Annotated in this window: 10 protein-coding genes; 1 reads left to right on the top strand and 9 read right to left on the bottom strand. The window is 66.8% G+C overall.

Annotated elements, in window-relative coordinates:
- Position 1: 1 nt before the first annotated feature.
- The 9 genes from glgB to ACYAF3_RS26045 form a co-directional block, all read right to left on the bottom strand.
- Entirely contained in the window at positions 2-2,200 is a 2,199-nt protein-coding gene (glgB, locus tag ACYAF3_RS26005; RefSeq protein ID WP_025297399.1) for a 1,4-alpha-glucan branching protein GlgB, read from the bottom strand.
- Positions 2,197-5,499 (bottom strand): maltose alpha-D-glucosyltransferase, encoded by a 3,303-nt coding sequence (gene treS, locus ACYAF3_RS26010; protein ID WP_003088929.1) that lies wholly within the window; start codon positions 5,497-5,499, stop codon positions 2,197-2,199. Before treS ends, glgB begins: the two co-directional genes overlap by 4 nt.
- 10 nt (positions 5,500-5,509) lie before the next feature.
- On the bottom strand, positions 5,510-7,504 hold the full coding sequence (locus tag ACYAF3_RS26015; RefSeq protein WP_105579249.1) for an alpha-1,4-glucan--maltose-1-phosphate maltosyltransferase: 1,995 nt from the start codon (positions 7,502-7,504) through the stop codon (positions 5,510-5,512).
- A gap of 143 nt (positions 7,505-7,647) precedes the next feature.
- The gene (gene ku, locus ACYAF3_RS26020; protein ID WP_003113644.1) at positions 7,648-8,529 is read right to left on the bottom strand and encodes a non-homologous end joining protein Ku; all 882 of its coding nucleotides are present in this window, start codon (positions 8,527-8,529) and stop codon (positions 7,648-7,650) included.
- Between the two features lie 22 nt (positions 8,530-8,551).
- The gene (locus ACYAF3_RS26025; RefSeq protein ID WP_003088922.1) at positions 8,552-8,794 is read right to left on the bottom strand and encodes a hypothetical protein; all 243 of its coding nucleotides are present in this window, start codon (positions 8,792-8,794) and stop codon (positions 8,552-8,554) included.
- 13 nt (positions 8,795-8,807) lie between these two features.
- Positions 8,808-9,299, bottom strand: a complete 492-nt coding sequence (locus tag ACYAF3_RS26030; protein ID WP_003100824.1) for an MgtC/SapB family protein — start codon at positions 9,297-9,299, stop codon at positions 8,808-8,810.
- Entirely contained in the window at positions 9,296-9,430 is a 135-nt protein-coding gene (locus ACYAF3_RS26035; RefSeq protein ID WP_003160215.1) for a PSPA7_2676 family Cys-rich small protein, read from the bottom strand. The genes ACYAF3_RS26030 and ACYAF3_RS26035 overlap by 4 nt, the downstream gene beginning before the upstream one ends.
- Before the next feature lie 96 nt (positions 9,431-9,526).
- Positions 9,527-11,656 carry a catalase HPII gene (gene katE / locus ACYAF3_RS26040; protein ID WP_003113643.1) on the bottom strand — a complete coding sequence of 710 codons (2,130 nt, stop codon included), beginning with the start codon at positions 11,654-11,656 and terminating at the stop codon, positions 9,527-9,529.
- 80 nt (positions 11,657-11,736) lie between these two features.
- On the bottom strand, positions 11,737-11,904 hold the full coding sequence (locus tag ACYAF3_RS26045; protein ID WP_003088912.1) for a con-10 family general stress protein: 168 nt from the start codon (positions 11,902-11,904) through the stop codon (positions 11,737-11,739).
- A 498-nt stretch (positions 11,905-12,402) separates the two neighbouring features.
- Here ACYAF3_RS26045 and ACYAF3_RS26050 point away from each other — a divergent pair, with 498 nt between their 5' ends.
- Positions 12,403-12,801 carry a hypothetical protein gene (locus tag ACYAF3_RS26050; RefSeq protein WP_003100818.1) on the top strand — a complete coding sequence of 133 codons (399 nt, stop codon included), beginning with the start codon at positions 12,403-12,405 and terminating at the stop codon, positions 12,799-12,801.
- Position 12,802: the final 1 nt, after the last annotated feature.

Below are 12,802 nucleotides of genomic sequence, written 5' to 3' on the forward strand. Positions count from 1 at the left end.
ATCAGCCGGCCGGACGCAGGAGCAGCGTGCCCAGCGGCGGCAGGTCGAGCACCAGCGACTGCGCCTGGCCATGGGCGCCGCACGACTCGCTGGAGACGCGGCCCTGGCTGCCTGCGCCGGAACCGGCGAACGCCTGGGCGTCGCTATTGAGCAGCACGTCCCAGTCGCCGCCTTGCGGTACGCCGATCCGATAGCCCTGGCGCGGCACCGGGGTGAAATTGTGTACCGCCAGCAGCGATGGCTCGCCGGCCGCGTGGCGCAGCCAGGCGTAGACACTGTTCGCCTGGTCGTCGCCGATCAGCCATTCGAAGCCGAGCGCCTCGCCGTCGCGCGCATGCAGTGCGGGGAGTTCGCGGTACAGCCGGTTGAGGGCCGCCACCAGGTCCTGTACGCCCTGATGCTCCGGATAGCGCAGCAGGTACCAGTCCAGTTCGCCGTCGTGGTTCCACTCGCGCCACTGGCCGAACTCGCATCCCATGAACAGCAGCTTCTTGCCCGGGTGCGACCACATGAAGCTCAGGTACAGGCGCAGGTTGGCGAACTTCTGCCAGCGGTCGCCGGGCATCTTGTCCAGTAGCGAGTGCTTGCCATGTACCACCTCGTCGTGGGAGATCGGCAGGATGAAATGCTCGGAGAAGGCGTAGAGCAGGCCGAAGGTCAACTGGTGGTGGTGATAGCGCCGGTGCAGCGGGTCTTCGCCGATGTACGCCAGGCTGTCGTGCATCCAGCCCATGTTCCACTTATGGCTGAAGCCCAGGCCGCCCTCCGCCACCGGACGGCTGACGCCGGGCCAGGCGGTGGATTCCTCGGCGATCACCAGCGCGCCGGGGGTTTCGCTGGCGACCACCTGGTTGAGGTGATGGAGGAAGTCGATGGCCTCCAGGTTCTCCCGGCCGCCATGGCGGTTCGGCAGCCATTCGCCTTCCTTGCGCGAATAGTCGCGATAGAGCATCGAGGCCACCGCATCCACCCGCAGGCCGTCGACGTGGTAGGTGCGCAGCCAGTGCAGCGCCGAGGCCAGCATGAAGCCGTGCACCTCGCTGCGGCCAAGGTTGTAGATGTAGGTATCCCAGTCCTGGTGGAAGCCTTCGAAGGGATGTTCGTACTCGTACAGCGCCGTGCCGTCGAAACGGCCCAGGCCGTGGGCGTCGGTGGGAAAATGCGCCGGCACCCAGTCGAGGATCACGCCGATGCCGGCCTGGTGGCAGGCGTCGACGAACGCGGCGAAGTCCTCCGGCGTGCCGTAGCGCGCGGTGGGGGCGAACAACCCGAGCGGCTGGTAGCCCCAGGAGCCGCCGAAGGGATGTTCCATCACCGGCATCAGCTCGATATGGGTGAAGCCGAGCTGGCGCACGTAGGGAATCAGCTCCTCCGCCAGTTCCGACCAGTGCGGCGGCCGGCCGTCGCGGTGGCGCCAGGAGCCGGCGTGGACTTCGTAGATCGACAGCGGTGCCGCATAGCCCTGGCACTCCGCGCGCCGGGCCAGCCAGTCCTGGTCGCGCCACTCGTGGCGCAACGCCGCGCAGGTCTTCGAAGCGGTTCCGGGTGGCGTCTCGCAGGCCAGCGCCAGGGGGTCGGCCTTCAGCGGCAGGAGGCCGTCGTGGCCCTGCAACTCGTACTTGTACAGTTCGCCCTCGCCGAGGCGCGGGACGAACAGTTCCCAGACGCCGGATGGATAGCGTCGTCGCATCGGGTGACGACGCCCGTCCCAGCCGTTGAAATCGCCGACCACCGAGACGCGCACGGCGTTCGGCGCCCAGACCGCGAAGCGCACGCCCTCCACGCCTTCGTGACGGGTCAGTTGCGCGCCCAGGCAGGAGGCCAGTTGGCGGTGGTTGCCTTCGGCGAACAGGTAGAGGTCGAGTTCGCCGAGCAACGGCCCGAAGGCATAGGGGTCTTCGCTTTCCTGCACGCCGTCCGGCCAGTGCACGCGCAGGCGGTAGCGCGGTGGCAGGCGCTCCAGGTGGCGCTGGAACAAGCCGCTGCCGGGGTCGCTCTGCTCCAGTTCGGCGAGCGTCGCGCCGTCTTCGTCGAGCAGCTCGACGCGCTGCGCGCCGGGCAGGTAGGCGCGCAGCACGCCGCCTTCGCCGCCGGGGTCGCGCTGCGGGCCGAGGAAGGCGAATGGATCGCCCTGCAGGCCGCGCTGCAGCTTGTCCAGCTCCAGTTGCCAGCGTTCGCGTTCGGACATCGGTTCGCTCATCGGTTCTTGCCCTTCAGGAGGTGTTCGGTGAGTTCGGCCAGACCGGCGAGAGGCACTTCCAGCCAGTCGGGGCGGTAGTCGGCTTCGTAGAGCAGTTCGTAGGCGGCCTTTTCCAGGCAGGCCAGGGCCAGCGCCGCCCCCTCGCCTTCGCGACCGTGCCAGGCGTGCATGAGACCCGCCGCGGCGGCCCGATAGCCGGCCAGGAAGGCATCGCGGGCTTCGCTGCGATAGCGCATGGCGACCTTGCGCCGGGCGCTGTCGGCCTGTTCCGAGCTATCGGTGCTCTGCGCGTTGCGCAGGACCATCGCCGCCGCGTAGTCGAACGAGCGCAGCATGCCGCCGACGTCCTTCATCGGACTGTGGCGCTGGCGGCGCTCTTCCAGGCTGCGCGCCGGCTCGCCCTCGAAGTCGATGAAGCGTGCGTCGCCCTGGACCATCAGCACCTGGCCCAGGTGCAGGTCGCCGTGAACCCTGATCAGCAGCCCGCCGGCTGCCTGCCGGGCCAGCAGCGGCAGGCGTTCGAGCAGCGCCGGCAGGCGTTCCAGCAGGCGCCGCGCCTGTTCCGCCGCCTCGCCCTGCAACGGCCGTGGCGGCTCGCTCAGGCGTTTGCCGGCTTCGCGCAACTGTTCGGCGATACGCAGCGCCCAGGCCTGGACGCTGGCTTCGTCGCTCTCGCGGCTGCCGAAGGCCGGATCGTCCGACTCGCCGGCCAGTACGCTGTGCATCTCGCCGAGCCGGGCGCCGAGGTTGGCGGCGAAGCCGCGCAGTTCGGCGAGGCTGTCGTATTGCCCTTCGAGCGCCTCGCTGGCCGCGGATATCTCGTCGCGCACGGCTCGCTCCAGGTTGTCCAGGGTCCAGTTCCAGGCGTCGCCCTGGTTGTTCAGGTAGCCCTGCAGGATCATCAGCGTGTGCGGCTCGCCATCCGCGCCGACCCGCCGTACCTCGCCGAGCAACGGGGCGATGCCGGGGTAGCCGTGGCGGGTCAGGTAGCCGCCGACCTCGATTTCCGGGTGCAGCCCCGGAAGGATCTTGCGCAGCACCTTGAGGACCATGCGCTCGCCGAAGCGGATCGAGCTGTTGGACTGCTCCACCGAGAACGGCAGGACGTCTTCGTCGGCGATGTCGTCCATTTCCGCCAGTCCCGCCGCCGGGATGAACTGGATCTCGCCGTCGCCGTGGGCGATCACCGCCTCGGCGCGGAGTTGCGCGAGGACCTTGCGGGCGAACAGCGGCAGGCTGGCGGCGTCGGTCAGCAGGCCGACCTTGCGACCGCGCCGCAGGCGCGCCAGGGCCAGCAACTGAGGCAGGCTGTCGCCGCGCTGGTCGGCGTCGAGGAAGCCCAGCGGCAACTGGTAGCGCAGCCCGTCGATCTCCACTTCGCACAATGCACAGCGCGGCTCCGCCTCGTCCAGCGGAACGATGTAGCAGAGCCGTGGCTGGCCTTTCTCGCCGGCGAACCAGCGGCGCTTCGGCAGGTAGGCCGGCAGCGTCTCGCCTTCCAGGATGTTCCGCGATGCGCCCTGCAGCAGCTCGCCGAGGCGCTGCTTGACCACCAGGGTCGGCAGTTCCGGCAGGCGCTCGTCGGCGGCCACGTGCCAGCTCGGCATCTGCGTCGCGTCGGCCAGGTAGAACCAGTAGAAGCCGTAGGGCGGCAGGGTCAGCAGGTAGGTCAGCTCGCCGATCGGCGGGAACGACATGCCGCCGATCATCTCCACCGGCACCTTGCCGGCATGGCTGGCGAGGTCCAGTTCCACCGCCTGGGCCGCGCGCGACAGGTTGGCCACGCAGAGGATGCTGTCCTGCCGTTCGCCCTCGGCGTATTCGCGCAGGTAGGCGAGGATCCGTCGGTTGCTCGGCGCGAGCATCTTCAGGCTGCCGCGGCCGAAGGCCTTCTGCTGGCTGCGCACGGCGAGCAGGCGGCGCATCCAGTTGAGCAGCGAATGCGGGTCGCGCGCCTGCGCCTCGACGTTGATCGTCTGGTAGCCGTACAGCGGGTCGAGAATCGGCGGCAGCACCAGCTTCGCCGGGTCGGCGCGGGAGAAGCCGCCGTTGCGGTCCACCGACCACTGCATCGGGGTCCGCACGCCGTCGCGGTCGCCGAGGTAGATGTTGTCGCCCATGCCGATCTCGTCGCCGTAGTACAGGGTCGGCGTGCCCGGCATCGACAACAGCAGGCTGTGCAGCAACTCGATGCGCCGCCGGTCACGCTCCACCAGCGGCGCCAGGCGCCGGCGGATGCCCAGGTTGAGGCGCGCGCGGCGGTCGGCGGCATAGTGGTTCCAGAGATAGTCGCGCTCGTCGTCGGTGACCATCTCCAGGGTCAGCTCGTCGTGGTTGCGCAGGAAGATCGCCCATTGGCAATTGGCCGGGATGTCCGGGGTCTGGCGCAGGATGTCGGTGATCGGATAGCGATCCTCCTGGGCGATGGCCATGTACATGCGCGGCATCAGCGGGAAGTGGAAGGCCATGTGGCATTCGTCGCCCTCGCCGCCATCCTCGCCGCCGAAGTACGGCCGGGTGTCTTCCGGCCACTGGTTGGCCTCGGCCAGCAGCATGCGGTCGGGATAGTGCGCGTCCAGCTCGGCGCGGATGCGCTTGAGCACCTGGTGGGTCTCCGGCAGGTTCTCGCTGCTGGTGCCGTCGCGTTCGATCAGGTAGGGAATCGCGTCCAGGCGCAGGCCGTCGACGCCCATGTCCAGCCAGTAGCGCATCACCCCGAGCACCTCGCGCAGGACCTGCGGGTTGTCGAAGTTCAGGTCCGGCTGGTGGGAATAGAAGCGGTGCCAGTAGTACTGTTGGGCTACCGGGTCCCAGGTCCAGTTGGACTGCTCGGTGTCGATGAAGATGATCCGCGTACCCTGGTATTTCTCGTCGCTGTCCGACCAGACGTAGTAGTCGCGGGCGCGCGACCCCTTCTTCGCGTGGCGGGCGCGGATGAACCAGGGATGCTGGTCGGAGGTGTGGTTGATCACCAGCTCGGTAATCACCCGCAGACCGCGTCGATGGGCCTCGGCGATGAACCGGCGGGCGTCGGCGAGGCTGCCGTAGTCGCTGTGCACGCCACGGTACTGGGCGATGTCGTAGCCGTCGTCGCGGCGTGGCGACGGGTAGAACGGCAGCAGCCAGAGAGTGTTCACGCCGAGGTCGGCGATGTAGTCGAGCTTCTCGATCAGCCCGGCGAAGTCGCCGATGCCATCGTTGTTGGCGTCGTAGAAGGATTTCACGTGGACCTGGTAGATCACCGCGTCCTTGTACCATTGCGGGTCGTTGAGAAAGACCGGTTTCTCGCGTCTGGCCATGGGTTTCTCCTTATGCGTCGACGCGCCGCACGCGCCAGATGCCGAACGGCAGGTGCCAGGGTTCGATGCGCATCCACTGGACCTTGCCGTGCCAGACCCAGCGATGCCCGTTCATCAGGTCCTCGCCCTGGAGGCTGGCGTCGTCGGGCAGGCCGAACTCCCACAGCGGCAGTTCGAAATGCGCCTCCTGGGCTTCGTGCGGGTCCAGGCAGACCGCCACCAGGACGAAGTTGGCGAGGTCCGCGGTGCGCTTGCCGAAATACAGGATGCGGTCGTTCCAGGCGTTGTAGGCCTGGAACCCGAGGTGCGTCTGCAATGCCGGGTTTTCCCGGCGGATGCGGTTGAGCCGGGCGATCTCGGCGACGATGTTGCCCGGCGCCTGGTAGTCGCGCGGACGCAACTGGTATTTCTCCGAGTCGAGGTACTCCTCCTTGCCCGGCAAGGCCGCCGCCTCGCACAGCTCGAAGCCGGAGTACATGCCCCACAGCCCCGACCCCATGGTCGCCAGGGCGGCACGGATGAGGAAGCCGGGGCGGCCGGAGCGTTGCAGGAACCAGGGATTGATGTCCGGGGTGTTGACGAAGAAGTTCGGCCGGTAGCAGTCGCGCCAGGGTGGCTGGTTGAGTTCGGCGAAGTACTCCGCCAGTTCCTGCTTGTCGTTGCGCCAGGTGAAATAGGTGTAGCTCTGGCTGAAGCCGACCTTGCCCAGGCGCGCCATCATCGCCGGGCGGGTGAACGCCTCGGAAAGGAAGATCACCTGCGGATGGCGGCCGCGCACCTCGGCGATCAGCCACTCCCAGAATGGCAGTGGCTTGGTGTGCGGGTTGTCGACGCGAAACAGCGTCACGCCCTGCTCGACCCAGCCCAGCACCACGTCGCGCAAGGCTTCCCACAGGCTCGGCAGGGCCTGTTCGGCGTAGAAGTCGACGTTGACGATGTCCTCGTACTTCTTCGGCGGGTTCTCCGCGTAGCGCAAGCTACCGTCCGGACGCCAGGCGAACCAGCCGGGATGCTCGCGCAGCCAGGGGTGGTCGGGGGAGCACTGGATGGCGAAGTCCAGCGCCAGTTCCATGCCGTGCTCGCGCACCGCAACGAGCAGCCGGCGGAAATCCTCGCGGTCGCCCAGTTCGGGATGGATCGCCTCGTGGCCGCCCTCCTCGCTGCCGATCGCATACGGGCTGCCGGGGTCGCCGGCCTCGGCACGCAAGGAATTGTTGCGGCCCTTGCGATGGGTGCGGCCGATGGGGTGGATCGGCGGGAAATAGAGAACGTCGAAGCCCATCGCGGCGATCTGCGGCAGGCGCCGGATCACGTCGTCGAAGGTACCGTGGCGTGTCGGGTCGCCGCTTTCCGAGCGAGGGAACAGCTCGTACCAACTGGCGAAGCGCGCCAGCGGTCGCTCCACCTCCACCGGGTATTCGCGGCTGCGCACCAGGTGCTCGCGCGGGCCGACCAGACGCAACAGTTCGCCGGTCTGCGCCGCCAGCCACAGCGCCACCCGCTCCTCGACGCTCTGGCAGGCCTGCAGGCGTTCGGCCAGCGGCGCACAGGCGGCGGCGATCTCCGGACCGCCGCGCTCGGCGCAGCGCTGCAGCAGTTCGTCGCCCTCGCGCAGCTCCAGGTCCAGCGGCAGGCGTGCGCCATGCTTGGCACGCAATTCGCGGCGGTAGCCGGCAAAACGGTCGATCCAGGCCTCGATACGGAAGTACAGGCGGCCGCAGGGCGGCGTGCGCAACTGCGCGCTCCAGAAATCGTTGCCTTCGGGCAGTAGCGGCAGGCGCCGCTCCGCGGTTTCCCCGACACGCCGCCAGACCACCTCGGCACCGAGTACCTCATGGCCATCGGTGAAGATTCGCGCGGCCAGGCGCAGGTCGCGGTCGCTCTCGGTCTTCGCGGGATAGGCGCCCTCTTCCACCACCGGGCTGACCGACTCGATGGCGATACGGGGCTGCTGGATGGCGATGACCAGCGGATCATCGTCGCTGTTGCGGACAATCGAACTCATCGAGGCGCGCTCCTCCGGGACGTGGGTTCGGCGATGGGTCGCGAGGCTTCCGCCGGCCTCGAATGGCCGGCGGCGCGGACGATCATTGATTCCGAGCCCGCCGGCGACCGATTGGTTCAGGTTGATTTACCCAGCGGCTCGCCTCAGGCCTTGCGCCGCGAACGCGAGGCACCGGACTTGGCGCGACCCTTCGCGTCGGCCCCGGCCTTTTCGCTGCCCTTGTCCTTGCCGCCGCCGGCGCGGGAACGCAGGCTGCGCTTGAGAAGGTCGGTGAGATCGATGATGTCGGCGCCCTTGCCGGCCACCTCCTCCTCTTCCTCCACCGCGTGCAGCTGGCCCTTGGCGGCCTTTTCCTCGACCAGCTTCATGATCTTGTCGCTGAAGCTGTCCTTGTATTCGTCCGGCTCCCAGTGGGAAGCCATGTCCTCCACCAGGCGCTTGGCCATCTCCAGCTCGCGCTTGTCGAGTTTCGCCTCGGTGACGCTTTCGTCCAGCTCCAGGCCATCCAGGCTGCGCACCTGCGACGGCCAGCGCAGGGTGATCAGCACCAGGGCGTCCTGCAGAGGCCGCAGGAGCGCCAGGTGCTGGCGGGTGTGCAGGACGACGTTGGCCAGGGCGACCTTGCCGGTGCGCTCCAGGGTCTCCCGGAGCAGCGCGTAGACCTTGCCTCCGCGCCGGTCGGGGACCAGGTAGTACGGGGTATCGAAGTGCTGCAGGGGAATTTCCTGGCTATCGACGAAAGCGAAGATCTCGATGGTCTGGGTCGACTTGGGATGCGCCGCGCGGATTTCTTCCTCGCTCAGCACCACGTAGCGGCCCTTTTCGTACTCCACGCCCTTGACGATGTTCTCGCGCTCGATCTCCTTGCCGGTGACCTTGTTCACCCGCTTGTAGCCGACCGGCTCCATGCTGCGCTGGTCGAGCCAGTCGAAATCGATGCCCTGCGACGAGGTCGCCGCCGACAGGCTCACCGGTATATGCACCAGGCCGAAGCTGATCGCGCCTTTCCAGATCGCACGCGCCATGCCGGTTTCCTCCTCTTGATGGTTACAGCGTGCCGCCGTCCGCGTAACGCACGCGGCCGTCGGCGGCGATGTCGGTGATGCGCTGGAGCAGGTTGTCGGCGGCGGTCTCGGCGTCGCTCAGGCAACTGCAACCCGGGGTCACTACCCACAGCATGCGTACCGCCGCGCCACGCCGCTTGGGCTGATAGAGGATCAGGCCGACCGGCTGGCAGCGCTCCTGCATCGCGTCGGTCCAGGCGGTACAGGCGTCGAAGTCCTTGAACATGACGGAACTCTCCTCAATGGCTATCGGAAGATGGCGGCGAACGGTTCAGGCAGGCCAGGACATGCAGCACCAGTAGCGCCAGGACCGTCCCGAGCACCGCGGTACCCTGGTGACCGAGTCCGACCGCGACGCCTATGGCGGTGCTGGCCCAGAGTCCCGCCGCGGTGGTCAGGCCCCTGACCCGGCTTTCCCGACCTGCCTTGAGAATGGTGCCGGCGCAGAGGAAGCCGATGCCGGCGACGGTGCCCTGGATCACCCGGCTCAGCGCGTCCGCCCCGCCACTCTGCAATTGCAGCGGCATGACGAACAGCGCCGCGCCGAGGGTTACCAGCATGTGCGTGCGCAGGCCGGCGGCCTTGCCGCTCTGCTCGCGCTCGTAGCCGAGTACCGCGCCGAGCGCCGCCGCCAGCAGCAGGCGCAACGCGGCGCGGGCGGTCTGCTCGAAGTCGGCGAGATCGGCGAACTCCTCGCCGAGGATCTTCCACAACGTCTCCCAGGCGCTCATCGGCGTTGTATCTCGCTGTAGCGCAGGGCACCGCAACGCAGGCAGCGCTCGCAGTCGAAGGTTTCCTCACCCAGTCGCAACGCCGGTTGCCGGCACCAGTCGCAACCGCCTATCAGGCAACGCAAGGTCATCCGGGTCCTCCCGCCGAATCGCTCGGCCAGCCGCCCTTTCCAGCTGTGACCGACGAGACGACGGGAAGGTGCGATCGGATTCGCCAGCGGCGCTCCTCAGGCGGGGATCGCCTTGGTCGCCGCCTCGCGCTGCCAGATCCGGTGCTGCATCAATGCCTGGCGCAGGCCGGGGAAGACATCGGTGGCCGTGGCGCCGAGCACCACGCCGGGGTCGCCAGGCAACGAAAGCTGGCTGGCCAGCGCCTGGGCATCGCCGGCGAAGGCCACTGGCTTCAGGTGCTTGTAGGCTTCCAGCAGGTAGTGCAGGCCGCGCCCGTCAGCGCCGATGGCCTGGCTGCTGGCCGCGCCGCCAGGCACGAAGACCGCGTCGAAGGCTACCGACGGCAGGCCGTCCCAGGTTCCCTCAGGGCTCAGTTCGGCGCCGTTTTCAGCCTGCACCGGCGAAGCGCTGGGCGCGATCAGCTTGGCGTCCGCGCCCTCCTGGCGGAGCGCGTCGCGCAGGTCGCTGACGTCGCTCTCGGCGACGCCGTCGGCGATCAGGATCGCCACCTTGCGCGAACGGATGTCGCCGGACAGCAGATTCATCTGGCTCAGCGCCGGCGACGGCTTCGGCTGCGGTGTCGGGTTGGCCGGCGCGGCGAGCTGCACACCGACGTTCGCCGCGACCCTGGCGGCCAGTTGCGGATCGATGTTGAGGAGTATCTGGTTGACTTCGCGCTCACGGATCGATTGCCGCTCGACCTTGGACAGTTCGAAGCTGTAGGCGGCGACGATATGCGCCTGCTCGGCCTCGCTCATGCTGTGCCAGAACAATGCGGCCTGGCTGAAATGATCGGCGAAGGAGTCGGCACGCTTGCGCAGCTTGCTGCCGCTGACCGGCTCGTGGTAGGTGGAGAAGCCGCCGTTGCGCGCCGCCGGCGGGGTTTCCTTCGGCCAGCCGCCGTCGATCGAGTTCGGTTCATAGGAAGCCCGGCCGCGGTTGATGGTCTGCCGGTGCGGCGCGTCGCGCTGGTTGTTGTGGAACGGACACAGCGGGCGGTTGATCGGGATTTCGTTGAAGTTCGGCCCGCTCAGGCGCAGCAGTTGGGTGTCGGTATAGGAGAACAGCCGACCCTGCAACAGCGGGTCGTTGGTGAAGTCGATTCCGGGGACCACGTGGCCGACGTGGAACGCCACCTGTTCGGTCTCGGCGAAGAAATTGTCGGGGTTGCGGTTGAGTACCATCCGCCCCACCACCCTTACCGGCACCAACTCCTCGGGCACCAGCTTGGTGGGGTCGAGCAGGTCGAAGTCGAAGCTGTCCTGCTGGTTCTCCGGGATCACCTGCAGGCCCAGCTCCCATTCGGGATAGTCGCCCTTCTCGATGTCCTCCCAGAGGGTCCGCCGGTTGAAGTCGGGGTCCTTGCCGGCGAGCTTCTGCGCCTCGTCCCAGACCAGCGAGCAGGTCCCGGACTTCGGTCGCCAGTGGAACTTGACCAGCACGCTCTCGCCGGCCGCGTTGACCAGGCGGAAGGTGTGCACGCCGAAGCCCTGCATGTTGCGGTAGGCGATCGGAATGGCGCGATCGGACATCAGCCACATGACCATGTGCGCCGACTCCGGGGTCAGCGAAACGAAGTCCCAGAAGGTGTCGTGGGCAGACGCTCCGGTGGGAATCTCGTTGTGCGGTTCGGGTTTCACCGCATGGACGAAGTCGGGGAACTTGATCGCATCCTGGATGAAGAACACCGGCATGTTGTTGCCGACCAGGTCGAAGTTGCCTTCGTCGGTATAGAACTTCACGGCGAAGCCGCGTACGTCACGCACCGTATCCGCGGACCCGCGCGGCCCCTGCACGGTGGAGAAACGCACGAAGACCGGGGTACGCTTGCCCGCCTCGGCGAGGAAGCCGGCCTTGGTCAGGTCGCTGAGGTCCTCGTAGGCCTCGAAGTAGCCATGCGCCGCCGAGCCACGAGCGTGGACCACGCGCTCGGGAATGCGCTCGTGGTCGAAGTGGGTGATCTTCTCGCGCATGATGAAGTCTTCGAGCAACGACGGTCCGCGCTCGCCGGCCTTCAGGGTGTTCTGGTTATCGGCGATGCGGGTGCCGGTATTGGTGCTCAGGGCCTCTCCGGTGGCGTCCTCGCGATAGGCCTCCAGCTGTTCCAGCTTGGCGTTGCTGTTGCCACGGTCGACGGTGTCGGTGCCGGCCGCCTGGCTGCGCTGCTCGTTGTTCTGCTCGCTCATCGGTTTCCTCTCCTCATCCTGGGCATGAAAATGGGGCGGATGCCTCCCTGCTCCGCCCCATTCACTTCACTGCGCGGTTATCAGTTCCCGCCGTGGCTGCGCTGGCCACCTTTCTTGCCAGCCTCGGAGGCCCGCTGCGGATCGTTCTTGAAGTTGCCGCCGCTGGCCTGGCCGCCCTTCTTGCCGGCCTCCGAAGCACGTTTCGGGTCTTCCGCGAAGTTGCCTTTACCACCTTGATGCTGTGCCATTTCTATTTCCTCCGAATAATCTCTTCAGAACAGATTTCATGGACGCATGCGTTGCGCATGCCCTAACTCTGAGAGGGTGTTTCGCCAGTGGTTCAGATTATTTTCAGCGAATGAAAGCGAAGCGCTTTGCCAGCATGTTTCGAGCGCAATCCATAGGGTTCAAAGATCCTTGCCTTATTCCATTGCCAGCATTGACAGGAATCCCCGAATTGCGTCAGATGAAAGCCCGCACATCTCGGAGGAGCACCATGAAACCCTACGAGCATCCGGCCTACAGCGATCCCGTGGTAAGCAACGAAGAACCCGATCGCGATTGCCATGAATGGAATTTCGAACCGGGAGACAGTGATCAGGAACCCTACCCCGAATATCATGGAGCGAATACCGAAGAATGCCCAGGCGGAGGCACTTAATTATTCTTTTCTATTGCAACCCCTGACATTCCGATAGACCCATTCAATAATTAATCGTCGAACTTTAAAACAAATGGAACTCGCCATGGAAAACAGTGACGAAGTGCGATTCCAGCACTATTTCATTTCTCTCGTGGAACAGGTGGCGAAACCGCTTTTCGTCGACTCCTGCGAAGAGGCGCGCAGCTACGGCCTGGACTGCAACGTGGACCTCGACCTCGACGAGGACGGCCATCCTCGCCTGCGCCTGGAAGTCGGCGAGCCGGGAGGCGAGAAAAGCCACTACAGCCTGCTGGCGATTCCCGGCGAGCGGGTCATCCATCGCCAGTACCTGGCCGGGGCCCAGGAATGGCACAGCCTGCCGGCCGAGCTGGCGTCGATCAACCCGATGGTGCTGGACAGCGAGCTGGCGGTATTCTTCCGCCGCGCCTTCGACCTTCGCCTGGAGGGCCCCGAACGCCGTCACCCGGCCGGCTTCTGGTAAG

This window comes from Pseudomonas sp. TZ252, assembly GCF_056110345.1.

Excerpts from the sequence above, each read along its gene's own strand:
- glgB (WP_025297399.1), bottom strand. The coding sequence starts at position 2,200 with ATGAGCGAACCGATGTCCGAACGCGAACGCTGGCAACTGGAGCTGGAC.
- treS (WP_003088929.1), bottom strand. The coding sequence starts at position 5,499 with ATGGCCAGACGCGAGAAACCGGTCTTTCTCAACGACCCGCAATGGTAC.
- ACYAF3_RS26015 (WP_105579249.1), bottom strand. The coding sequence starts at position 7,504 with ATGAGTTCGATTGTCCGCAACAGCGACGATGATCCGCTGGTCATCGCC.
- ku (WP_003113644.1), bottom strand. The coding sequence starts at position 8,529 with ATGGCGCGTGCGATCTGGAAAGGCGCGATCAGCTTCGGCCTGGTGCAT.
- ACYAF3_RS26025 (WP_003088922.1), bottom strand. The coding sequence starts at position 8,794 with ATGTTCAAGGACTTCGACGCCTGTACCGCCTGGACCGACGCGATGCAG.
- ACYAF3_RS26030 (WP_003100824.1), bottom strand. The coding sequence starts at position 9,299 with ATGAGCGCCTGGGAGACGTTGTGGAAGATCCTCGGCGAGGAGTTCGCC.
- ACYAF3_RS26035 (WP_003160215.1), bottom strand. The coding sequence starts at position 9,430 with ATGACCTTGCGTTGCCTGATAGGCGGTTGCGACTGGTGCCGGCAACCG.
- katE (WP_003113643.1), bottom strand. The coding sequence starts at position 11,656 with ATGAGCGAGCAGAACAACGAGCAGCGCAGCCAGGCGGCCGGCACCGAC.
- ACYAF3_RS26045 (WP_003088912.1), bottom strand. The coding sequence starts at position 11,904 with ATGGCACAGCATCAAGGTGGTAAAGGCAACTTCGCGGAAGACCCGAAA.
- ACYAF3_RS26050 (WP_003100818.1), top strand. The coding sequence starts at position 12,403 with ATGGAAAACAGTGACGAAGTGCGATTCCAGCACTATTTCATTTCTCTC.